Below are 21,984 nucleotides of genomic sequence, written 5' to 3' on the forward strand. Positions count from 1 at the left end.
CTTTTTGCCCGCTTTGGTGGAGAGGTTGCCTGTCTGCCCTGTGGGATGCGCTACAAAACCGCCTGTCCGTTTGGTGCGCGGAAGTGCCCCCGCTTAGCGTCGGCCCGGCTGTCCGTCACTCGTATGCCGCATCCGCGACGTACCGGGCAGTCATCGCCGAGTCCCCGTCAGGCGCGAGCCCGGGGAGCCGGGGACCCACACAGTCCCTGGGGTGAATCGGATGACCGTGCCTCCATGGGGCCGGGGATCCGTAGGAGACCTTCCTGCTCCGAACCCGTCAGCTAACCCGGTAGGCGAGAAGGAAGGAAAGGACCAGCCACTTCATGGCGTTCACCCGTGCCACGGGGAAGCACCGTGCCCCGAGCCGTATGACGTGCCGGGGCGCGAAGGCCGTCGGCATCGCGACCCTCGCCACCGCCGGTGTCATCGGCTCCCTGGCCTCCCCGGCCCTCGCCGCGGACACCGAGGCCCCTGCCGCAGGCGACACCGGCCTCTCCCAGATCATCGCCATCGAGGGCGGCCTGGCCGCCCGGATCGAGGCCCAGGCCGACGCGCAGCGGCACCAGGCCGCCGAGGCGAAGGCGGAAGCCGAGGCGAAGGCGAAGGCCAGGAAGAAGGCCGAAGCGAAGAAGAAGGCCGAGGCCGCCGCCAGGGCCGAGGAGGCCCGCGAGAGCCGGGCGCGCGCCGCCCGCTCCGCCGAGCGCGCCCGGCTGGGCACCTTCCGGCTGCCCGTCGCGGGCTCCTACGTGAGCACCGGCTACGAGTCCAGCGGATCCCTGTGGTCCTCCGGCAGCCACTCCGGCATCGACTTCCACGCCGCCTCCGGCACCCCCGTCGTCGCCGTCGGCGGCGGTACGGTCGTCGAGGCGGGCTGGGGCGGCGCGTACGGAAACAACATCGTGCTCCGGATGTCGGACGGCACGTACACCCAGTACGGCCACCTCTCCTCGATCGACGTCTCCGTCGGCCAGAGCGTCGACGTGGGACACCGGATCGGGCTCTCCGGCGCCACCGGCAACGCCACCGGGCCGCACCTCCACTTCGAGGCCCGCACCACCCCCTCGTACGGCTCCGACATGGACCCGGTCGCGTATCTGCGCGCCCACGGCGTCAGCGTCTGACCGGTACACCGCACCCCACCGAAGGCCCCGGCAGCGCGCCGGGGCCTTCGGCCGTACCCGGCCGCCGGACCGCCGCCGGCACCCGTTCCCGAACGTCTCCGGGGCCGGCAGATATTCATGAATTTCGGCCCGGCATCGGAAATGCGTCCGCATTGCAATAGAGTCACAGGGCAGGCGTCGATCGGCCGCGTTTCGCGGGGATTAAGGCGGAGGTTCGGACATGCGCATTCCGGCGCATTCGGTATGCACGGCAATCCGTGACGACATCGTCTCCGGTGTCTTCGAACGCGGCAGCCGGCTCACCGAGGAAGTGCTCGCACGCCGTTACGGGGTCTCTCGCGTCCCGGTGCGCGAAGCGCTGCGCACCCTGGAGTCCGAAGGCTTCGTGGTCACCCGCAGGCACGCCGGGGCCTGCGTCGCCGAGCCCGACGAGCAGGAGGCGGCGGACCTCCTGGAGGTCCGCATGCTCCTGGAGCCGCTCGGTGCGGCACGGGCCGCCCAGCGCCGCACCGACGCCCACCTCAAGGTCCTGCGCGGGCTGGTCAGATTGGGCCAGGAGCGGGCCCGCCGGGGCGAGGGCGAGGACCTGCGCTCACTGGGCGGCTGGTTCCACGAGACCCTCGCCCAGGCCTCCGGCAGCCCCGGCCTGATCGCGCTGCTCACCCAGCTCCGGCACAAGATCGCCTGGATGTACGCGGTCGAGCAGCCGGCCCGCCCCGCAGAGGCCTGGGCCGAGTACGGGGCCATCGTGGACGCCGTGGCGCGCGGCGACGCCGAACGGGCGAGGGCGCTCGCCGCCCAGCACGCCGAGCGGGCCACCGCCGCGCACCGGCTGCGCCGCCCCGGCCGGCCGGGCGCCGCCGCCGTACCCCCGGCCGCCCGGGTGAGGACTTCGCAACATGCCGTAAACACCCCCGGCGGCCGTCATTAACAATTACGCCGTATACAAGGAGCAGTTATTCGGCGGGGCATTCTTTCTGCTGCCCGTTTCGTCGAATATTCGCCGCCCTGCATTGTTCTCGGCGGTCTGCCCGATGGAAAGCTTTCCCGTGAAAACGAAAGAGCCGCGGCACCCGGTCGGGGGTGCCGCGGCTCTTTCGCGGGAAATCCTGGCGGTCGTGACCGCTGGGTCAGACGGTCTCCGGGAGCTCGTCGAGCCCCTCGGCGACCAGCTTGGACAGACGGTCCAGAGCGGCCTCGGCGTCGTCGGCGTCGGACGCGAGGATGATCTCCTCGCCGCCCTGGGCGCCGAGCCCGAGCACCGCGAGCATGGACGCGGCGTTCACCGGGTTGCCGTCGGCCTTGGCGATGGTCACGGGGACGCCGGAGGCCGTGGCGGCACGGACGAAGATGGATGCGGGGCGGGCGTGCAGGCCCTCGGCCCAACCGACGTTGACGCGGCGCTCAGCCATGGTTCTGCCCTTCACGAATCAATGGTTGTCTAGACCAGTCTCTCATGCAGTGCGCGATGCTACGGCCGACCCGCAGACCCTCCGCGGCCCGGTCCCGCCGGCGGCCGGCCACCCCCAGACTGCCCCGGCCCCGCCCCCCACGCGACCGCTGACGGAGCCGTAGGCTTTGCCCATGGAGCCCTCTGTGGAGCAGAGCCCGCATCACGCCTACCCCGGTCACTGGGAGGCCGACGTGGTGCTCCGCGACGGCGGCACCGCCCGGATCAGGCCGATCACCACGGACGACGCCGAACGGCTGGTCAGCTTCTACGAGCAGGTCTCCCCGGAGTCGAAGTACTACCGCTTCTTCGCGCCCTACCCCCGGCTCTCCGCCAAGGACGTCCACCGCTTCACCCATCACGACTACGTCGACCGGGTGGGACTCGCCGTCACGGTGGGCGGCGAGTTCATCGCCACCGTCCGCTACGACCGGATCGACGCCACGGGCCGGCCCGCCTCCGCCCCGGCCGACGAGGCCGAGGTCGCCTTCCTCGTCCAGGACGCGCACCAGGGCCGGGGCGTCGCCTCCACGCTGCTCGAACACATCGCGGCCGTCGCCCGCGAGCGCGGCATCAGGCGCTTCGCCGCCGAAGTGCTGCCCGCCAACAACAAGATGATCAAGGTGTTCCGGGACGCCGGGTACACCCAGCAGCGCAGCTTCGAGGACGGCTCCGTCCACCTCACCCTGGACCTCGAACCCACCGCCGAGTCGCTCGCCGTCCAGCGCGCCCGTGAACAGCGGGCCGAGGCGCGGTCCGTGCAGCGGCTGCTCGCCCCCGGCTCCGTCGCCGTCATCGGCGCCGGGCGCAACCCCGGCGGGGTCGGCCGCACGGTCCTGCGCAACCTCCTGGGCGCGGGCTACACCGGCCGCACCTACGCGGTGAACAGCGCCTACGCAGCCGATCAGGCCACCATCGACGGGGTACCCGCCCACCGCTCCCTCGGCGGGATCGGCGAACCGGTCGACCTCGCCGTCGTCGCCGTACCCGCCGAGCGGGTGCCCGAGGCCGTCGCGGACTGCGGGGAACACGGCGTCCAGGGGCTCGTCGTCCTGTCCGCCGGATACGCCGAGTGGGGCGCCGAGGGCCGCGAACGCCAGCGCGAACTGGTGCGCCAGGCCCGCTCGTACGGCATGCGCATCATCGGCCCGAACGCCTTCGGGGTCATCAACAACTCCGAGGCGGTCCGGCTGAACGCCTCGCTCGCCCCGGAACGGCCCGCGTCCGGGCGCATCGGCCTGTTCACCCAGTCCGGCGCGATCGGCATCGCGCTGCTCTCCGGGCTCTACCGGCGCGGAGCGGGACTCTCCACCTTCATCTCGGCCGGGAACCGCGCCGACATCTCCGGCAACGACTTCCTCCAGTACTGGTACGAGGACCCGGACACCGATGTCGCCCTGCTGTACCTCGAATCGCTCGGCAACCCCCGCAAGTTCACCCGCCTCGCCCGGCGTACCGCCGCCGTGAAGCCGGTGGTCGTGGTGAAGGGCGCCCGGCACAGCGGCTCCACCCCGCCGGGCCACGCCGTACCCATCAGCCGGATCCCGGACGCCACCGTCTCCGCGCTGATGCGGCAGGCGGGCGTGATCCGCGTCGACACGGTGACCGAGATGGTCGACGCGGGCCTGCTCCTCGCGGACCAGCCGCTCCCGGCGGGCGGCCGCGTCGCGATCCTCGGCAACTCCGAGTCCCTCGGGCTGCTCACGTACGACGCCTGCCTGGCCGAGGGGCTCCGCCCGCGTCCGCCGCGCGACCTCACCACCGCCGCCACCCCGCAGGACTTCCGGGACGCGCTGGCCGAGGCGCTGGCCGACGAGGGCTGCGACGCGGTGATCGTGACGGCGATCCCCTGGGTGGGCGAGGACGGCGAGGCCGAGCAGGGCGACGGCGAGGTGCTGGCCACCGCCCTGCACACGGCGGCCGCCGCGGGACCGGCCAAGCCGGTGGCCGTCGTCCACGTGGAGATCGGCGGCCTCGCGGAGGCCCTTGCCGCGGCCACCAGCACGGTGGCCCAGCAGCGCCCCGGCCAGGCGCCGCCCCCGGCCACGACACCGCTCACCACAGCGCCCCCGGCGGACCCCGCGCCGCCCGGCGGACCGGACACCGAGCCTGCGGCGACCGCCCCCGGGGGAGCCCGCGCCACCGGCCGGATCCCCGCGTACCCGGCCGCCGAACGCGCCGTCCGCGCGCTCTCGGAAGCCGTCAAGTACGCCCAGTGGCGACGCCAGGCGGCGGTCCCCGGCAAGGTGCCCGAGTTCCTCGACGACACCATCGACGAGCCGGGCGCCGCAGCCCATATCGAGGCCCTGCTCGGCGAGGACCCCGATCCGCGCGGCAGGCCGCTGTCGCCCGACGAGGCCCGCGAGCTGCTGGCCCGCTACGGCATCACCGTCCGGCCGACGCTGCCCGCCCCCGACGCCGAGGCGGCCGTCGCCGCCGCAGCGCGACTCGGCTACCCGGTCGCGCTGAAGACCACCGCACCCCACCTGCGCCACCGCGCCGACCTCGGCGGTGTCCGGCTGGACCTCGCCAACGAGGCGGCACTGCGCCGCGCCTACGGCGAGCTGACCGAACTGCTGGGCAAGCCAGCCGAGCTCCGGCCCGTGGTGCAGGCCATGGCGCCGCGCGGGGTCGACACCGTCGTACGGGCAACGATCGACCCGGCCGCGGGCGCCGTCCTCTCCTTCGGCCTGGCGGGCGCGCCCTCCGAGCTGCTGGGCGACACCGCCCACCGGCTGGTCCCGGCCACCGACCGGGACGCCGCCGAGCTGATCCGCTCGATCCGGGCCGCCCCGGTCCTCTTCGGCTGGCGCGGCTCGGCGCCCGTGGACACCGCGGCCCTGGAAGAACTCCTGCTCAGGGTCTCGCTGCTGGTCGACGACCACCCCGAGGTGGTCGCCGTCGCCCTGGAGCCCGTCGTGGTCGCCACCCAGGGGCTGACGGTCCTCGGGGCGAGCGTCCGGCTCTCGCCGCCCCCGGCCCGTACCGACCTCGGCCCCCGCCGGCTCTCCAACTACTGACCAGCCCCGGTCCGCGCCGCCCCCGGACGCCGTCCGGCGCGGGGCGGGCGGGACGTCCCCGGCAGCCACCAGCCCCCCGTAGGATGGTCCGTATGGCTAAGACCGGTACGACGACCCAGGGGCTGCGCGCGGCGATCGAGCGCAGTGGCTACTACCCGGCCCTCGTGGCCGAGGCGGTGGAGGCCGCCGTCGGCGGGGAGCCGGTCGCTTCGTACCTGGTGCACCAGGAGACCACCTTCGACTCCAACGAGGTGCGCCGGCACGTCACCGTCCTGGTGCTCACGGACAACCGTTTCGTCGTCAGCCACACCGACGAGCAGAACGCCGACACCAGCTCCCCGACGCCCTACGCCACCACCTCGACCGAGTCGGTCAAGCTCGACCGGATCTCCTCGGTCGTGGTGAGCCGCGTCGTGGCCAACCCGGAGAAGTACGTCCCCGGCACGCTGCCCCGCGAGGTCGTCCTGACCATCGGCTGGGGCGCGGTCTCCCGGATCGACCTGGAGCCCGCCGCCTGCGGTGACCCCAACTGCGAGGCGGACCACGGCTACACCGGCAGCTCCACCGCCGACGACCTGAGCCTGCGGGTCAGCGAGGCCGGCGACGGCCCCGACACCGTGCGCCAGACCCTCGCCTTCGCGCAGGCGCTCTCGGAGGCCACGGCCGCGACCGCCTCGGCCGACCGCTGATGGCCCAGCCGGCCTGGCAGGACCCGGAGCCGCTGGGCGTCGACACCGCCCCCGTGCCCGAGTACGGCAGCGGCTCGCTGGCCGATCTGCTGCCCACGCTCGTCGCGGGACAGGGTGTGCCGGGGTTCACGCAGGCGATCGCGGAGCTCACGCCCGCCGACCGCAACTGCGTCTTCCTGATCGACGGCCTCGGCTGGGAGCAGATCAGGGCCCATCCCGACGAGGCGCCCTTCCTGTACTCGCTGCTGCCCACCTCGCGCGGCGGCACCGGCCGCCCGATAACAGCCGGTTTCCCGGCCACCACGGCGACCTCGCTGGCCTCGGTCGGTACCGGGCTGCCCCCGGGCGAGCACGGCCTGCCCGGGTACACCGTGCGCAATCCGGCGACCGGCGCGCTGATGAACCAGCTGCGCTGGCGGCCCTGGGCGGAGCCCAAGGTCTGGCAGCCGCATCCCACCGTCTTCACGCTGGCCGACGCGGCCGGAGTGCGTACCGCGCAGGTGTCCGCGCCCTCCTTCGAGCAGACCCCGCTCACCAAGGTCGCGCTCAGCGGCGGCTCGTTCCTCGGCCGGCTGACCGGCGAGGACCGGATGGACGTCGCGGCCCAGCGGCTGGCCGCCGGTGACCGCTCGCTCGTCTACACCTACTACAGCGAGGTCGACGGCATGGGGCACCGCTTCGGCGTCGACTCCGACGCCTGGCGCGGCCAGCTGATGCACGTCGACGGACTGGCCAGGCGGCTGGCGGAACAGCTCCCGCCGCGCTCGGCCCTGTACATCACCGCCGACCACGGCATGATCGACATCCCGTTCGACGAGCAGTCCCGGATCGACTTCGACGAGGACTGGGAGCTGCGCGCCGGTGTCGCGCTGCTCGGCGGCGAGGGCCGCGCCCGCCATGTGTACGCCGTCCCGGGTGCCGAGGCCGATGTGCTGACGGTCTGGCGCGAGGTGCTCGGCGAGCAGTTCTGGGTGGCGAGCCGGGACGAGGCGGTGGCGGCGGGCTGGTTCGGTCCCCGCGTCGACGACCGGGTCGTCGGCCGGATCGGTGACGTGGTCGCCGCGGCCCACGACGACGTGGTGATCATCGCTTCCGACAACGAGCCCCACGAGTCCGCGATGGTGGGCATGCACGGTTCGATGACCCCCGTCGAGCAGCTCGTCCCGCTCCTCGAAGTACGCTCCTGAACTCGGTCCTCCGACCCTCCACGCCCGTCCCGAAAGGTGCTCGACCCCTCATGCCCGAGCTGGTCTTCTTCTCCGGAACCATGGACTGCGGGAAGAGCACACTCGCACTCCAGATCGGGCACAACCGGTCGGCACGGGGCCTCCAGGGCGTGATCTTCACCCGGGACGACCGGGCGGGGGAGGGGAAACTGTCCTCCCGGCTGGGCCTGGTGACGGACGCGGTCGAGGCGGACGAAGGGATGGACCTGTACGCGTACGTGGTGGCCCGGCTGTCCAAGGGCGCCAGGGTCGACTACGCGATCGTGGACGAGGCGCAGTTCCTGGCCCCGGACCAGATCGACCAGCTGGCCCGCGTCGTGGACGACCTGGAGATGGACGTCTTCGCGTTCGGGATCACCACGGACTTCCGTACGAAGCTGTTCCCCGGTTCGCAGCGGCTGATCGAGCTGGCGGACCGGGTCGAGCAGCTTCAGGTCGAGGCCCTGTGCTGGTGCGGGGCCCGTGCGACGCACAACGCCCGGACGATAGAGGGCGAGATGGTCGTCGAGGGCGCCCAGGTCGTGGTCGGTGACGTGAACCGCGCGGCGGGCGAGGTCGGTTACGAGGTCCTGTGCCGCCGCCACCACTCGCGCCGGGTGACCGCCGCGTCCGCGAGGGCCGGGGCGCTGTCGCCCGACGTCCTGCCGGTGTCGCCCTCCTGACTCCGGGTGCGGCTGCTCCGTGCGGTGACCTGCGGCGGCGCCGATGGCTGATTTTCGGCCGGTTTCGCCGTGCTCGGCGCGCGGAGTGATCCGTGGCATAACGGTTCCGGAAATCGCTGGCCGAAAACCGCCGTGCGACCCCTCTCGTAGTGCCGAACTCCTGTTCTAGAGTCGCGGGTTGTACGGGGGGTGGCCGGGCCGGTGCCGGGACGGGGGATGTGTGTCGGGGAGAGCTCTGCCCACCCTCATCACACACTGGGAGGGACCTTGCACGTGCGATTCGTGGCTCGTACCGCTCTGGTCGTCGCACTGCTGTCGGCGACCGTCACCGCGACCCCCTCGGCGTCGGCCGCCGAGCACCTGACACCCCGGCCACCCGCCGGGGCGCCGTCCGCCGCCGTCACCGAGACCCAGCCGGTGGCCGCCTGGCGGCTCGACGACCGCAACGGCTCGGCGTACGCGGCGCAATGGGCGGGGATCTTCCGGGGCCTGCCCGGCCCCGGCGTCCGCTTCGGGGACGAGGGCCCCGACGGCAGGACGCCGGGCACCGCGCACTTCGACGGGGGCTACTTCAGCTACGTGAACACGGACGCCGGGGCCGTGGATACCCGACAGGCCTTCACCGCCGGCGTATGGGTGCGCCCCGATGACACCGGGCGGGACATGACGGCCATCAACCAGGCCGGTATTTCGACCGTGCCCAACTTCTCCCTCGGCACGACCACCGACGACGCGGGGAAGCCCGCCTTCGCCTTCACGCTGCCGTCGGCCGACGGTGGCCGCACCGTCGTCACCGGCGGTACCCCGCAGGCGGGCGAGTGGGCTTACCTCGCCGGGGTCTACGACCCCGCGAACGGCACCGCGCGGCTCTACGTCGACGGCGCTCAGGCGGCCGCCGGGGACGCGGCGGTGCCCGAGGACACCGTCCTGTGGAACTTCGTGATGGGGCGCGACGGCAACGACCGCTCGAAGCAGTGGGAGGGCTATCTCGCGGACGTCAGGCTGTGGGACTCCGTCATCGATCCGGCCGAGCTCGCCGAGCTCGGCCGCCGCAAGCCGCGGCTCAGGGCCTACTGGCCGCTGGAGGGCGCCGAGGACTGGGGCGACGGGCAGCCGGTTTTCCCCGAAGTGAACCACCGCGCGCACTTCCTGGCCGGCGGCGACGCCCATGTCATCACTGATGACGCGCTGGCGGGAGGCGGCAGCGTCTCGCTGGACGGCGACGGTGACTTCCTCGAAAGCGACATCCCGCCGTTCGACACGTCCAGGAGCTGGGCCGTCTCCGCGAAGGTCCGGCTGCACGGAACTCCCGACCGGGACATGGCCGTGCTCTCGCAGATCGGCTGGCAGGCGGACGCCTTCACCCTCCGCTACCGGGCGGCGGACCGGACCTGGCAGGCCGTCCTCGCCCACGCCGACGAGCCGGACGCCACCACGACGCGGATCGGCGCGCCCGCCCGGGGCGGCATCCAGACGCTGCTGCTGCAGTACGACGAGAGGGCCGGCAACGTCCAGCTCTGGATCGACGGCACCCTCGCCGGCAGTGCGCCGTACGCGGCGGCCGACGCCTGGGAGGCCGCGAGGTACCTCCAGGCAGGCCGGGACTCGGCGGCCGACGGGGTCGGCGCCCACTACCTCGACGGCGACATCGACGAGGTGCACACCTGGGCCGGAGTGCTCTCGCAGGGGGAGATCAACGCGCTCTGACCGAGGCGTGGGGCAGCGCCTGCCCCGCGAGCAGGCCCAGCCCGCCACGCGTGCGCGCCTCGAAGGACTCGATGCGCCGGGCCTGTTCGTCGCTGAGCACGTCGCACACCCAGTCCCAGTGCAGCGCCACCCGGTCACCGGGGCGGACGCCGTCGATCAGCGTCCGCCCGCCGGCCGCGAGGCGCACCGTCTCCTCCCGCCAGTCACCGGCGGCGGTCCCGCTCCCGTCCCAGACCAGCGGGCGGGACCGGACGGTCGCCACCTCGCCGCCGCCCGTGAGCACCACGCCCGTCCGGATGCGGCACCGGTCCAGGACGGACAGCGCCGTCGGGTTCCCGTCCGGCCCGAGCATCCGCGCCCACGGGTACACCTCGAACACCTGGAAGCTGTGGTGGGCCAGCGCCCGCCCCGCCGCCTCCCGCCAGGTGCCGCCCAGCTGGCCGCGGAACCGGTCGGACAGCCGCTCGACCAGGGCGGCCGGATCGGCGAGGTCCAGCAGCTCGTTGCCGATCCAGTAGGCCTCGACCACCCGCACATCGAGCGGGTCCGGGATCCCGGCCGCCTCCGCGAGGAACTGGAGATAGCACCAGGCCCCCTCGAACTGCCGGGCCCGCCGCTCGATGCCCGCGGTCTCCTCCCGGCGCAGGAGCGCGGCGGCGTCGGCGGGCCCGCAGTAGCCGAGCTCGTTGGGCGGGTAGGCGTATCGCGCGAACAGCAGCGCGCCCTCAGCACTCACTCGGCCGGTCCTCGGTAGTCGTCCGCCACGGTCTCAGCAGATCCTCGGCAGTTGCTCACCGATCGGCAGCCCGATCACCCGGCTCCCGCCCAGGCCCGTCCGCGCCACCACCATCCCCGCGTGGTCCGGCACGCAACTGCCGATCGAGCACGCGGACCGCCCCAGCGGATGAGCCCGCATCGCCGCCAGTACCCGGTCCGCGTCCTCGGCGGGAACGAGGGCGATCAGTTTGCCCTCGTTGGCCACCTGGAGCGGGTCGAGCCCGAGCAGACTGCACGCGTCCCGGACCTCGGACGGCACCGGCAGCAGCCGTTCCACCAGCTCGATGCCCACCTCCGAGGCGCGGGCGATCTCGTTCAGCGAGGCGGAGACGCCCCCGCGCGTGGGGTCCCGCAGCACATGGACGTCGGCCCCCGTGGCGAGCATGGCGGCGACCAGCCCGTGCAGCGCGGCCGTGTCGCTCTCGACCGCCGTACCGAACTCCAGGCCCTCGCGGCAGCTCATCACCGCCACTCCGTGCACCCCGATGTCGCCGCTGACGAGCACGGCGTCGCCGGGGCGGGCCCGGCGCGCGTTGATGTCGACGCCGGCCGGCACGACACCGATGCCCGAGGTGTTGAGGTAGACACCGTCACCGCTGGCGCGTTCCACGACCTTGGTGTCCCCGGTGACCAGGCGCACGCCGGCGTCCTCGGCGGCCCGGCCCACGGCCTGCGCGATCCGGCCGAGGACGCTCAGTTCGGTGCCCTCCGCCAGGATGAAGGCGGTCGACAGGAACAGCGGCGTCGCACCGGACATCGCCAGGTCGTTCACCGTCCCGTTCACCGCCAGGTCACCGATCGACCCGCCGGGGAAGAACATCGGCTTCACCACGAACGAGTCCGTCGAGAACGCGAGCCGGGTGCCGGCGCCGACCGACAGAACGGCCGAGTCTCCGAGGTCGGTGGCGGCCGCGGCCCCGTACGCGGGCAGGAACAGGTGCTCGATCAGCTCGCCGGACATCGCGCCGCCGCCGCCGTGGCCCATCACGACCGTCGGGACGTCCCGCAGCGGTACCGGGCACGACCACCCCTCGAAGTCCAGCCCGGCCTGTCCCGGCAGCGCGCCGGGAACGCCGCTCGCCACGTCCGTCAGGTCCTGCATCGCGTCAGTCACTTCGCATCGACCAGTTCCAGGCGGCGGTGGGTGTAGTACGCGGCGCAGGCGCCCTCGGACGACACCATGGTCGCGCCGAGCGGGTTGCGCGGCGTGCACTCCTTGCCGAACGCCTCGCACAGGTGAGGCTTGATCAGGCCCTGGAGGACCTCGCCCGAGCGGCAGAGCGACGACTCTGCGGTGTGGATGCCCGTCACGTCGAAGCGCTGCTCCGCGTCGAACTCGCGGTACTTCTCCGAGAGCCGCCAGCCGCTGCGGGGGATCTCCCCGATGCCGCGCCAGGTCCGGTCCGTCACCTCGAAGACGTCCGCGAGCATCTTCATGGCGGGCGCGTTGCCCTCGTCGCGCACCGCCCGGGGGTAGGCGTTCTCCATCTCGTGGCGGCCCGATTCGAGCTGGAGGACGGTCCGGCGGACGCCTTCGAGGATGTCCAGCGGTTCGAAGCCGGTGACCACGATCGGCACCTTGTACTTCTGCGCCAGCGGCGGGTATTCGGCCGTTCCCATCACACTGCACACATGGCCGGCGGCGAGGAACGCCTGCACCCGGCAGGCCGGGGACTCCATGATCGCGGCGATCGCGGGCGGCACCAGGACGTGGGACACCAGCAGCGAGAAGTTCCGCACGCCGAGCTGCTTGGCCTGGTACACCGTCATGGCGTTGGCGGGGGCGGTGGTCTCGAACCCGATCCCGAAGAAGACGACCTCGCGGTCCGGGTTCTCGCGGGCCAGCTTCAGCGCGTCCAGGGGCGAGTACACGACGCGCACGTCGCCGCCGGCGCTCTTGACGGAGAACAGGTCCTGGCTGCTGCCGGGCACCCGCAGCATGTCACCGAACGAGCAGAAGATGACGCCGGGGCGGGCGGCGATCGCCAGCGCGCGGTCGATCATCTCCAGCGGGGTGACGCAGACGGGACACCCCGGGCCGTGGATCATCTCCACGCTCTCGGGCAGGAGCTGGTCGATGCCGTGCCGGATGATCGAGTGGGTCTGACCGCCGCAGACCTCCATCATCGCCCACTTCCGTGTGGTGGCCGCGTGGATCTGGTCGACCAGCTTCTTCGCGAGGTCGGGGTCGCTGAACTCTTCGAGGTACTTCACCGGCCGGCTCCTTCGGGTGACGTGCTCTGCTGTGCGGCGAGTTCGAAGCCGTCCCCGAACTCCTCGGCGAGGATGCCGAGCCGTTCGAAGTTGGCCAGGGTGTCCAGGGCGGAGGCCTCGTCGAGGCGCTGGATGGCGAAGCCGACGTGCACGATGACGTACTCACCGACGGTCACATCGGGGATGTACTGGAGGCAGACCTCCTTGCGCACGCCGCCGAAGTCGACCTCGGCCATCACGGTGCCGTCGACTTCCGCGGTACTGAGGACACGCCCCGGAACAGCCAGACACATGGTTCCTCTTCTCTGTGGGTCCCCCGGGGTACGGGAGGTGCGAGGCGGTCAGCCCGCCGCGGCGATCATGAGCTGGCCGAGCGCGATCCCGCCGTCGTTCGGCGGCAGCAGCCTCGGCCGCAGGACGGTGAAACCTCTCTCGGCCAGACCGTGTTGCGCCGCTTCGAGCAGTACCGCGTTCTGGAAGACACCGCCGCCCAGAGCCACGGTGCCGAGACCGGTCTGCGTGCGGCAGCGGTCCGCGAGTTCGGTGATCAGCGTGGCGACGGACGCGTGGAAGCGTGCGGCGACCAGCCCGGCGGGGACGCCCGCCCGTACGTCGGACACCACGGCCCGCACGACCGGGCCCGGGTCCGCGACCGAGGGCTCCTCGCCCGCGCCGGGCCGGATCCCGAAGCGGTAGCCGTCCTCGGGGGCCACCGGGGAACCGGCTGCGCCGCGGGCCGCGCCCTCCAGCTCCATGGCGGCCTCCGCCTCGTACGCCACCTCGTGCCGGAGGCCGGCCAGGGACGCGACGGCGTCGAAGAGCCGGCCCATGCCCGACGTGGGCACACAGCCGAACCCGGTGGCGAACTGATGCGCCAGCACCTCGCGTTCGGCGGGCGGGCACGCGGCGACCGGCGGAATGTCCCCGTCCCAGGGGATGCCGGCCGTGTGCAGGTGGGCGAGGGCCATCCGGTACGGGCGCAGCACACTCGCGTCGCCCCCGGCCAGCGGTACGTAACCCAGGTGCGCGGCCCTGCGGAAGGAGGCGTAACCCGCCACCAGGACCTCACCGCCCCAGGCCGCCCCGTCGTCGCCGTGCCCGGTGCCGTCGAAGGCGATGCCGATCACGCGCTCGTCCTTGCCCAGCCCGTGCTCGGCCATCACGGAGGCGATGTGCGCGTGGTGGTGCTGGACCGTGCGGACCGGCCGCCCGGCCGCGTGCGCGCGGGCCCAGCCGGCGGAGTGGTAGCCGGGGTGCCGGTCGGCCACCAGCTGGGCGGGCGCCACCCCGGTGAGGTCTTCCAGGTGCTTCTCGGTCCTGGTCAGCGCGTCCACCGTGGCCAGGTCGTCCATGTCGCCGATGTGCTGGCTGAGCCAGGCGTAGCGGCCCTCGCCCAGCGCGCAGGTGTTCTTGAGGTCGGCGCCCACGGCGAGCGTCGGCTCCACCTCGAAGGGCAGCGCGATCGGCAGGGGCGCGTATCCGCGAGAGCGGCGGACCGGCAGTTCGGCGCCGGCCACCCAGCGGCTGACCGAGTCGTCGCACGGCACGTGGATGCGCCGGTCGTGCCGCAGCCAGCCGTCCACCAGCGGGGCCAGCCGGGTCAGCGCGTCCGCGTCGTCCGTGACGATCGGCTCGCCCGAGAGATTGGCCGACGTCATCACCAGCGCGTCCGGCCCCGGCCGGTCGTCCCCGAGGCCGAAGAGCAGCACGTGCAGGGGGGTGTACGGAAGCAGCAGCCCGAGGTCGGGGCTCCCGGGCGCCACGGCGGCAGACACCCCGGAGCCGTCCCCGGCCCCGTCCCCGGAGAGCCGGGGCAGCAGAACGATGGGCCGGCGGCCGCCGGTCAGGAGTTCCTCGTCCTCGGCCGTCACGGTCACCAGCTCCCGCGCCACGTCGAGCCCCGGCACCATCACCGCGAAGGGCTTGCCGCCGCGCCGCTTGCGCCGGCGCAGCTCGGCCACGGCCGCGTCGTCGCGGGCGTCGCACACCAGGTGGTAGCCGCCGAGCCCCTTGACCGCGAGGATCCCGCCGTCGGCGAGCAACTCCCGGGCACGGCGCAGCGCGTCCTCGTCGCGGCAGCGGGACACCCCGTCGCCGCCGACCAGTTCGAGCCGGGGCCCGCAGTCGGGGCACGCGATCGGCTGGGCGTGGAAGCGCCGGTCGCCCGGGTCCTCGTACTCCGCCCGGCAGGCCCCGCACATCTCGAAGTCCGCCATCGTGGTGGCGGCCCGGTCGTACGGGAGGCCGGTGACGATCGTGAAGCGGGGGCCGCAGTGCGTACAGGTGATGAACGGGTGGCGGTGGCGCCGGTTCGCCGGGTCGGCCAGCTCGTCCAGGCACTCCCGGCAGGTCGCGGTGTCCGGCGAGACGAGCGTCCTGGCCCGGCCGCCGTCACCGCCGGACACCTTGATGGTGAAGCCCGTACCGCCGCGCGTCGGCTGCTCGCTGGTGCGCACGTCCACGACGACCGCGAGCGGCGGGGCGTCGGCACGGAGCCGGCGGCCGAACTCCTCCACCGCGTCGGCGTCGCCCTCGACCTCGGCGAGCACCCCGTCGCCGGTGTTCGTCACCGTGCCCGTGAGCAGCAGCTCGGACGCGGTGACGTAGACGAAGGGCCTGAAGCCCACGCCCTGCACGACCCCGCACACCTCGAACCTGCGTCGGACGCGCTCGGCCCGGCCCCGGCCCATCATCTCCAGGCCCGACAGCGCCTCGCGGGCCTTCGCCCGGTCGATCAGCTCGACGGCGAAGCCCATGTGCAGAAGCACCCAGTCGTCGCGGCCGGGTGCCTCGTCGAGCATGCCGATGTTGACGCGGCGCCTGGCGCCCTCCACATCGACCAGAGCCAGCTGGCCCGCATACCCGTCCACGATCTCCACGACGCGACCAGGAATGCCCAGGCACATGATCAGGATCTCCGGGGTTCGGCGCCTTTCACGGACGCGGTGGGTACGGGCGGCCGGTCCGGCACGAGCTGTCGGACCAGGGTGTGCACTGTCTGTACGGCCTCGGGCAGCGCGTTCTCGACGGCTTCGCTGAGCCCGATGCCCTCCTCGACTCCGGCGGGTGTGCAGCCGACGAGGTAGGTGAGCGGAAGAGTACCGCCCAATTGATCCAGGTTTGCAAGGACAGCGACCGGATTCATCCCATGGGCATCGAATTCACCCGTACCGAGGTCCTCCGCGCCGATGCGCAGCACGGTCAGCTCCCCGGGCGCTCCGCCACCCGGGTAGGCGTCGACCAGCACCAGCGCGTCGTACCCGTCCAGCAGGTCGTACGCGAGGTGCATGCCGCGGATGCCGTAGTCCACCACCCGTGCCTGCGGCGGCAGTCCGCCGTCCCGGGCCAGCCGGCGGACGGCCTCCGGGCCGAACCCGTCGTCGCCGAGGAACAGATTGCCGATGCCGGCCACCAGTACCCGCTGGGCCGTGCCCGGTTCGCTTGTCGTCGTCATCGGTGCCGGCGGCTCACATCGAGCGGATGCGCAGATAGCGGCGGACGTCGGGGATCGACTTGACGCCGACGCACACGGCGACCAGCGCCACGGCCGCCGCCACGCCGGCGGTGATGATGCCCAGGGTCTTCACGATCGGTTCTCCTCTCGGTGCCGCGCCGTCTCCTCGACGGTCAGCGGGGTCAGTTCGTCGGGTGCGAAGTAGAAGTAGCGGCCGTACCAGTCGTGCAGGTCCGACGCCGGGTCGTCGACGAGGACCAGGGCGACGTGCGTGCCGCCGTCCACGTCCGAGAGCACCGCGGTCACCCGGGCCACCTGGCCGGCGAAGAACAGGTCCTGCGCGTCGGCGCGCCGGGACGGATGTACGCGCACCAGGCTGTCCTTGGCCACCCGGACCCCGTCGATCACCACCGCGTCGCTGTCCGGCCGCACCGAGGCATCGGCCGCCGGGTCCCACCACGGGGCGCCCGCGGTGTCGAAGGCGGCGGACCCCACGTCGTCCGGGGGGCGCACCTCGGCTTCGGGACGCGGCAGGTGCGGGTCGCGCAGCAGCCCGTGCAGCTCCTGGAGCGCGGAGGGCGACATGCCGTCGCACCGGTCGATGATCTCCCGGGCGCGCGGGTCGGTGGCCCGCGCCTCCGCCTTCTCCGCCTCCGTCATGGTCATCACCCGGAGGGTCAGGATCTCGTCGATCTCGGTCGAGTCGAACAGGGCGCCGGGGCTCTGCTCGGCGACCTCCGGGTAGTCGTACAGGATGATCGGCGCCCCGAGCAGGACGTCCGTCGTCCCCTTCGGGCCGGCGAGCACCGGCCAGCACCTGTTCTGCCGGCAGCGCCCCGCGGCGGCCGCCGCCCCGGCGGGCGGTTCGAGCAGCGAGACGAACTCCGCGTCGTGCGCCCGCAGCAGCAGATGCGCGCCGATCAGCGAGGACCGGATCGCGGCGTCCTTGGTGTCCACCGGCTCCTGGTGCTCGTTGCTCACCGCCACCGTGAGTCGCGTGCAGCCGTCGTCCACGACGGCCTCCGTACGGATGCGGACCGCCAGCGGCAGCCGCCGCCGCACGATCCGGCCCACCACCGCGCCATGCGCGTCGGTGAGCGGCTCGCTGTCCTCCCCGCCGGAGACCTCGTGGACGGTGTCCACCGCCTCACCCAACGGCAGCGCGGCCAGCACGATCTCCCGCTCGACCGCCTCGTCCCACGACATCACTTCGGCCCCGTCCACGGTCAGCCGCTCGACCGGCTCCTCCACCCCGTCCGCGTCCCGGCTCCGCACTTCGCGGACCTGGAGCTGGAGGAAGCGCAGATGCACGGTGACGGCGGCGGGTCCCTCGTGCGGTGCCAGCAGGACCTGGGTCTCCATCCCCGGCCGCTCACCGAAGCTCGCCGCCGAGGCGTTCGGCGGGCCGAGCACCCCGAACTGCCAGCGCGAGCGGTTCTTGTGCGAGCTCGCGCGGTACGGGTAGAGCAGATAGCCCTCGTACAGGACGGCGTCCGCGATCGAACGCACCTGGTCAAGGCTCACAGGACCACCTCTTCCGAACCCGCCCGGTCAGGGCTCATCGTGGGACCGCCTCGTCCGGGAGCGCCGGTCCGACGCCCACCGGACCCATCTCGTCGTGTCCGGCCAGGAGTGCCTGGACCGTCTCGTCCCAGCTGATCAGCCCGCGCCGGGCCCGGAAGTCCGCGAAGCGCGCCAGCACCTCGTGGTCCAGCCTGATCCACCCGGTGTTCGGGAAGTGCGCGGCCACCATTTGCCGCCACACCTCGACCGGCATGGCGTAGCGGGCCTCGCAGTCCCACGGCACCTGCTCGACCCCGAAGCCCTTGCTGCCGCGGGTGAAGACCGTGCCGGAGAACATCAGGGCGAGCGGCACCGAACCCTCGCCCAGGGCGTGCAGATAGCGGGAGCCGATCACATCGAAGTCGTAGGTGCAGGGCAGCGCGAGATCGACCTCAGCCGACCCGCTGAACCCCTGCACCGTGGTGTCGCAGCTCATCCACTGGAACGGTTTCAGGGTGTCCGTCCAGCGCTCCCGGCCGCCGAACAGGGCGTGCAGACCGCTCTGTTCGGCATCGTCGTAGTGGCGCCGCTGCGGCTCGATGCGGACCTGGCAGTGCAGCGCGACGGCGTGGATGCGCCGGCCCGTCCGCTCCTCGATCCGCAGCCTCGCCGTCAGCTGCGGCGATGCCGCGTACGGCTCGGCGAACATGTCGAGCACGGAGAACGCGAAGTCGTTCACGGCGCCCCGATCCCCTCGGCCGGCCGGCTGCGGTCCGCCACCCGGGCGAAGAAGGCGTCCATCGCGGTGCGTGCCTCGGAGCCGCCGTCGAAGCCGCGCCACAGCGTGCGCAGCTGCCCCACCAGCTCGTAACAGGCGTCGATCGGCACCAGGTGGCACGAGCCGCCGCCCCCGGCCGTGCGCCGGATCAGCAGCGCCTCGACATCGGGGCGCAGGCCGGCCAGCTCCGGGCTCGCCTCGACGACGGCCTCCCAGGCGTCCAGCGGCAGTTCCGACTCGGTGGCCCCGGCCGGACCCGGGTAGAACGCGACCATCCGGTCCTGCACGGAGTTGCGGAAGAGGAAGGCGAGCCCGACCGGGATCTGCAGCTCGTCCCAGGCCCGCCCGTCGACCGTCAGACCGGCGAAGTGCAGATAGCGCTCGGGCACCGCCCGGTAGCGCAGCTGCGCCCCCTCGTCGGTGAACAGCAGGTAGCAGGCCCGGCAGCCGCACATCAGGGCGCGGCTGTCGAGGTTCACCACATGCGAGTGCTCCTGGCCGATCGGCTCGGCGCACATCTCGCAGCGCTCCCCGGCGGCCGGCTGCGGCCGGTTCCGGCTGAGCCGCAGCAGCGTCGACGCCGGGGACGCGGAACGCCCTGCCGCGATCACGGCGCCACCGTCACGGGCACCGAAACGGAGACCTCGCCGCCCTCCGACAGCAGCGGCAGCGGGGCCAGGTGGGCGCCGTCCTCGTCGAGGCAGACACCCGCCCGCCGCACGTCGTAGTGCGCCCGGCAGCCGGCGCAGCGCAGGATCGCGTCGCCCGAGCCACCGCCCAGCCGCCGCGCCAGCGCCGCACCCTCGAACGGCCGCTCGCAGCGCGCGCACCGGTCCTCGAAGGCGAAGAGATCCCTGCCCACCCGGCAGGCCACCACCGGCATCCGGCCGACCTCGACCCGGGCCACGGTGCCGGACTCAAGACCCGACAGCTCCGGGACGACCTCCCAGGACGCGCCGTCCCCGGGGGCCGCCCCGGCGTCGGTGTGCAGCCGCGCGAACAGCGAGTCCACCGGCACCAGCGGCTCCGCCGCCCCGGACTCCTCGGCGGCGGTCTCGACCTCGATCGAGGTGATCTCCGGAGCCGCCGCCTCCACCGCGCCCTGCACGGCCAGCTTCAGCGTGACCGAGGACGACGGGCAGCCGTCGCAACTGCCCAGCAGCCGCAGCCGGACGGTGCCCTCGTCGGTGACGGCGAGCAGCTCGACGTCACCGCCGTGCGAGCCCAGATAGGGCCGCACGCTCTCCAGCGCCTGCTCGACCCTGGTCTCCACGCCGTACGGGTGCAGCCCGTGCACCAGCAGGACACTGGCCACCAGATCGTCACCGGCCAGCGCGGCCAGCACGCCGTCGTCCAGCCGCCCCTGCTCGTGCACGAGGTCGAGCAGCCGCTCGAGGCCCGCGCCGTAGAAGTCGACGACCAGCCGCACCAGTTCCTCGCTGCGCTCGCGGGCGACCGCGCCCCCCGAGCCGCTGGCGGCGATCAGGGTGTCGATACGGTCACCGGTGGCCCGCCAGTCGGGCGCCGGCGGGGCGTCCTGCCGCGCCATCACTCGCTGCCCGCGGACTGGGTGGGGGAGTGCAGGAGTTCCAGCTTCTTGCCCTCGCCGAGATACATGTGCACGCCGCACGGCAGACAGGGGTCGAAACTGCGCACCGTGCGCATGATGTCGATGCCCTTGAAGTTCTCCCGGTCGTTCTCCTCGAAGATCGGCTGGCCCTGCACGGCGTCCTCGTACGGGCCGGGAGTGCCGTAGGTGTCGCGGGGACTCGCGTTCCACGGGGTCGGCGGGTACGGGTGGTAGTTGGCGATCTTGCCGTCCCGGATCACCATGTGGTGCGAGAGCACTCCGCGCACCGCCTCGGTGAACCCGCAGCCCACGCCCTCCTCGGGCACCTCGAACTTCTCCCAGGTCTTGGTGTTGCCGGACCTGATCTCGGCGAGCGCCTTCTCCGCGAAGTGCAGCGCGCAGGCGGCGGCGTACGCCTGGAAGTAGCTGCGCGCCCGGTTGCGCTCGATGGTGTTGCTCCACTTCGGGACGTGCCACTCCAGCTCGACCGGGCCCTTGAGCGCGGTCTTGGGGAGGTTGATCTTGACGCTGTGGCCGGTGGCCTGGATGTAGCCGATGTCGACCAGGCCGGCCAGCGCGGTGGCCCACAGCCGGGCGAGCGGCCCGCCGCCCGTGTCGAGCGCCAGGTAGTCCTTGCCGTCGAACCACCGCGGCGACATGACCCAGCTGTACTTGTCGTCCAGGTCCCGCTTCTGGGGCTGCGGGTTGGTGTGCTGGTTCCACGGGTGGCGCCGGTCGACCGGGTTGCCGAGCGGGTCGTGGGACACGAACGTCTCCTGCTCGTCCCAGTCGTTGTAGTACGACGAGCCGAGCAGGATCCGGATGCCGAGGTTGATCTCCACCAGGTCGGTGGTGACCAGCTTCCCGTCGACGACGATACCGGGGGTGACGTACATCTTCCGGCCCCAGTCGGTCATGTCCTTGTACTCGAAGTTGCAGTGGTCCGGGTCCTGGAAGGAGCCCCAGCAGCCCAGCAGGATGCGCCGGTTGCCGACCTGCTCGTACCCGGGCAGGGCCTCGTAGAAGAAGTCGAAGAGGTCGTCGTGCATCGGCACGACCTTCTTCATGAACTCGACGTACCGCTGGAGCCGGGTGATGTAGTCCGTCATCAGCTGGATGGTCGCCACGGTGCCGACGCCGCCGGGATACAGGGTGGAGGGGTGGACGTGCCGCCCCTCCATCAGGCAGAACATCTCCCGGGTCATCCGGCTGACCTGGAGCGCCTCGCGGTAGAACTCCCCGGTGAACGGGTTCAGCGACCGCATGATGTCGCCGATGGTCTTGTACCCGTGGGCCTCGGCGTGCGGGGACTCGGTGCGGTTGGCCTGCTCCAGCACCCCGGGGTTGGTCTCCGCGACCATCTTCTCGCAGTAGTCGACCCCGACCAGGTTCTCCTGGAAGATGTTGTGGTCGAACATGTACTCAGCGGCCTCGCCGAGATTCACGATCCATTCGCCCAGGTGCGGCGGCTTCACTCCGTACGCCATGTTCTGCGCGTAACAGGAACAGGTGGCGTGGTTGTCACCGCAGATTCCGCAGATGCGGCTGGTGATGAAGTGCGCGTCCCGCGGGTCCTTCCCCTTCATGAAGACCGAATAGCCGCGGAAGATGGAGCTGGTGCTGTGGCACTCGGCCACCACCTTCTGCTTGAAATCGATCTTCGTGTAAATGCCCAGGCTGCCGACGATCCGGGTGATGGGATCCCATGCCATTTCGACCAGGTCGTTCTTTCCCTGGCCTCCCCGGGCACCCTTGTGCTGCGTCGCGGTCATGTGCGCCGCCTCATCTTTCTGTCCGTTGCGGTGATGTGCGC

General features: G+C 72.4%; 20 protein-coding genes and 1 riboswitch. Of the genes, 7 read left to right on the forward strand and 13 right to left on the reverse strand.

Annotated features, from left to right (window positions below; translation table 11 throughout):
• Positions 1-144 precede the first annotated feature (144 nt).
• Positions 145-311, forward strand: a riboswitch (cyclic di-AMP (ydaO/yuaA leader).
• A 12-nt stretch (positions 312-323) separates the two neighbouring features.
• Together EDD93_RS23115 and EDD93_RS23120 are read left to right on the forward strand one after the other, a co-directional pair.
• On the forward strand, positions 324-1,121 hold the full coding sequence (locus EDD93_RS23115) for a M23 family metallopeptidase (protein ID WP_123526971.1): 798 nt from the start codon (positions 324-326) through the stop codon (positions 1,119-1,121).
• Positions 1,122-1,341: 220 nt separating this feature from the next.
• Entirely contained in the window at positions 1,342-2,052 is a 711-nt protein-coding gene (locus EDD93_RS23120; protein ID WP_123526972.1) for a GntR family transcriptional regulator, read from the forward strand.
• Between the two features lie 199 nt (positions 2,053-2,251).
• Here EDD93_RS23120 and EDD93_RS23125 read toward each other — a convergent pair whose 3' ends face one another.
• Complete coding sequence (locus tag EDD93_RS23125; RefSeq protein ID WP_123526973.1) at positions 2,252-2,533, reverse strand: HPr family phosphocarrier protein; 282 nt, start codon at positions 2,531-2,533, stop codon at positions 2,252-2,254.
• A gap of 172 nt (positions 2,534-2,705) precedes the next feature.
• Here EDD93_RS23125 and EDD93_RS23130 point away from each other — a divergent pair, with 172 nt between their 5' ends.
• The 5 genes from EDD93_RS23130 (at position 2,706) to EDD93_RS23150 (ending at position 9,875) form a co-directional block, all read left to right on the forward strand.
• Positions 2,706-5,591, forward strand: a complete 2,886-nt coding sequence (locus EDD93_RS23130; RefSeq protein ID WP_123526974.1) for a bifunctional GNAT family N-acetyltransferase/acetate--CoA ligase family protein — start codon at positions 2,706-2,708, stop codon at positions 5,589-5,591.
• 92 nt (positions 5,592-5,683) lie between these two features.
• The gene (locus EDD93_RS23135; RefSeq protein WP_123526975.1) at positions 5,684-6,280 is read left to right on the forward strand and encodes a DUF5998 family protein; all 597 of its coding nucleotides are present in this window, start codon (positions 5,684-5,686) and stop codon (positions 6,278-6,280) included.
• Complete coding sequence (locus tag EDD93_RS23140) at positions 6,280-7,467, forward strand: alkaline phosphatase family protein (protein ID WP_123526976.1); 1,188 nt, start codon at positions 6,280-6,282, stop codon at positions 7,465-7,467. The genes EDD93_RS23135 and EDD93_RS23140 overlap by 1 nt, the downstream gene beginning before the upstream one ends.
• Before the next feature lie 50 nt (positions 7,468-7,517).
• Positions 7,518-8,168: a thymidine kinase gene (locus EDD93_RS23145; RefSeq protein WP_123526977.1), complete on the forward strand. Its 651-nt coding sequence runs from the start codon at positions 7,518-7,520 to the stop codon at positions 8,166-8,168.
• A gap of 273 nt (positions 8,169-8,441) precedes the next feature.
• Positions 8,442-9,875 carry a LamG domain-containing protein gene (locus tag EDD93_RS23150; protein WP_185092411.1) on the forward strand — a complete coding sequence of 478 codons (1,434 nt, stop codon included), beginning with the start codon at positions 8,442-8,444 and terminating at the stop codon, positions 9,873-9,875.
• Here the strand turns inward: EDD93_RS23150 and EDD93_RS23155 are convergent.
• From EDD93_RS23155 to EDD93_RS23205, 12 genes are read right to left on the reverse strand one after another with little or no spacing between them, the layout of a single operon-like run.
• Positions 9,862-10,611: a DUF6390 family protein gene (locus tag EDD93_RS23155; protein WP_185092412.1), complete on the reverse strand. Its 750-nt coding sequence runs from the start codon at positions 10,609-10,611 to the stop codon at positions 9,862-9,864. The genes EDD93_RS23150 and EDD93_RS23155 overlap by 14 nt on opposite strands.
• A 33-nt stretch (positions 10,612-10,644) precedes the next feature.
• Positions 10,645-11,754, reverse strand: a complete 1,110-nt coding sequence (gene hypE / locus EDD93_RS23160) for a hydrogenase expression/formation protein HypE (RefSeq protein ID WP_123526979.1) — start codon at positions 11,752-11,754, stop codon at positions 10,645-10,647.
• An 8-nt stretch (positions 11,755-11,762) separates the two neighbouring features.
• Positions 11,763-12,866 carry a hydrogenase formation protein HypD gene (gene hypD, locus EDD93_RS23165; protein ID WP_123526980.1) on the reverse strand — a complete coding sequence of 368 codons (1,104 nt, stop codon included), beginning with the start codon at positions 12,864-12,866 and terminating at the stop codon, positions 11,763-11,765.
• A complete protein-coding gene (locus tag EDD93_RS23170) occupies positions 12,863-13,159 on the reverse strand; it encodes a HypC/HybG/HupF family hydrogenase formation chaperone (RefSeq protein WP_123526981.1) in 297 nt (98 codons plus the stop codon). The genes hypD and EDD93_RS23170 overlap by 4 nt, the downstream gene beginning before the upstream one ends.
• A gap of 48 nt (positions 13,160-13,207) precedes the next feature.
• On the reverse strand, positions 13,208-15,772 hold the full coding sequence (gene hypF / locus EDD93_RS23175; RefSeq protein WP_123526982.1) for a carbamoyltransferase HypF: 2,565 nt from the start codon (positions 15,770-15,772) through the stop codon (positions 13,208-13,210).
• A gap of 2 nt (positions 15,773-15,774) precedes the next feature.
• The gene (locus EDD93_RS23180) at positions 15,775-16,320 is read right to left on the reverse strand and encodes a hydrogenase maturation protease (protein WP_123526983.1); all 546 of its coding nucleotides are present in this window, start codon (positions 16,318-16,320) and stop codon (positions 15,775-15,777) included.
• Between the two features lie 13 nt (positions 16,321-16,333).
• Positions 16,334-16,453, reverse strand: coding sequence for a DUF6893 family small protein (locus EDD93_RS40835; protein WP_393609240.1), 120 nt, complete (start codon positions 16,451-16,453; stop codon positions 16,334-16,336).
• Entirely contained in the window at positions 16,450-17,844 is a 1,395-nt protein-coding gene (locus EDD93_RS23185; RefSeq protein ID WP_123526984.1) for a hypothetical protein, read from the reverse strand. Before EDD93_RS23185 ends, EDD93_RS40835 begins: the two co-directional genes overlap by 4 nt.
• Positions 17,845-17,878: 34 nt before the next feature.
• On the reverse strand, positions 17,879-18,562 hold the full coding sequence (locus tag EDD93_RS23190) for a DUF6084 family protein (RefSeq protein ID WP_123526985.1): 684 nt from the start codon (positions 18,560-18,562) through the stop codon (positions 17,879-17,881).
• Positions 18,559-19,212 carry a DUF5947 family protein gene (locus EDD93_RS23195; RefSeq protein ID WP_185092413.1) on the reverse strand — a complete coding sequence of 218 codons (654 nt, stop codon included), beginning with the start codon at positions 19,210-19,212 and terminating at the stop codon, positions 18,559-18,561. The genes EDD93_RS23190 and EDD93_RS23195 overlap by 4 nt, the downstream gene beginning before the upstream one ends.
• A complete protein-coding gene (locus EDD93_RS23200) occupies positions 19,209-20,150 on the reverse strand; it encodes a NifU family protein (protein WP_123526986.1) in 942 nt (313 codons plus the stop codon). Before EDD93_RS23200 ends, EDD93_RS23195 begins: the two co-directional genes overlap by 4 nt.
• The gene (locus EDD93_RS23205; protein ID WP_123526987.1) at positions 20,150-21,943 is read right to left on the reverse strand and encodes a nickel-dependent hydrogenase large subunit; all 1,794 of its coding nucleotides are present in this window, start codon (positions 21,941-21,943) and stop codon (positions 20,150-20,152) included. Before EDD93_RS23205 ends, EDD93_RS23200 begins: the two co-directional genes overlap by 1 nt.
• Between the last annotated feature and the right edge of the window lie 41 nt (positions 21,944-21,984).

It is taken from the genome of Streptomyces sp. 840.1 (genome assembly GCF_003751445.1).
Lineage (GTDB): Bacteria > Actinomycetota > Actinomycetes > Streptomycetales > Streptomycetaceae > Streptomyces.

Bases quoted from the DNA above. Each gene is read 5' to 3' on its own strand.
- EDD93_RS23115 (WP_123526971.1), top strand. From the start codon at position 324: ATGGCGTTCACCCGTGCCACGGGGAAGCACCGTGCCCCGAGCCGTATG.
- EDD93_RS23120 (WP_123526972.1), top strand. From the start codon at position 1,342: ATGCGCATTCCGGCGCATTCGGTATGCACGGCAATCCGTGACGACATC.
- EDD93_RS23125 (WP_123526973.1), bottom strand. From the start codon at position 2,533: ATGGCTGAGCGCCGCGTCAACGTCGGTTGGGCCGAGGGCCTGCACGCC.
- EDD93_RS23130 (WP_123526974.1), top strand. From the start codon at position 2,706: ATGGAGCCCTCTGTGGAGCAGAGCCCGCATCACGCCTACCCCGGTCAC.
- EDD93_RS23135 (WP_123526975.1), top strand. From the start codon at position 5,684: ATGGCTAAGACCGGTACGACGACCCAGGGGCTGCGCGCGGCGATCGAG.
- EDD93_RS23140 (WP_123526976.1), top strand. From the start codon at position 6,280: ATGGCCCAGCCGGCCTGGCAGGACCCGGAGCCGCTGGGCGTCGACACC.
- EDD93_RS23145 (WP_123526977.1), top strand. From the start codon at position 7,518: ATGCCCGAGCTGGTCTTCTTCTCCGGAACCATGGACTGCGGGAAGAGC.
- hypE (WP_123526979.1), bottom strand. From the start codon at position 11,754: ATGCAGGACCTGACGGACGTGGCGAGCGGCGTTCCCGGCGCGCTGCCG.
- EDD93_RS23170 (WP_123526981.1), bottom strand. From the start codon at position 13,159: ATGTGTCTGGCTGTTCCGGGGCGTGTCCTCAGTACCGCGGAAGTCGAC.
- hypF (WP_123526982.1), bottom strand. From the start codon at position 15,772: ATGTGCCTGGGCATTCCTGGTCGCGTCGTGGAGATCGTGGACGGGTAT.
- EDD93_RS23180 (WP_123526983.1), bottom strand. From the start codon at position 16,320: ATGACGACGACAAGCGAACCGGGCACGGCCCAGCGGGTACTGGTGGCC.
- EDD93_RS23200 (WP_123526986.1), bottom strand. From the start codon at position 20,150: ATGGCGCGGCAGGACGCCCCGCCGGCGCCCGACTGGCGGGCCACCGGT.
- EDD93_RS23205 (WP_123526987.1), bottom strand. From the start codon at position 21,943: ATGACCGCGACGCAGCACAAGGGTGCCCGGGGAGGCCAGGGAAAGAAC.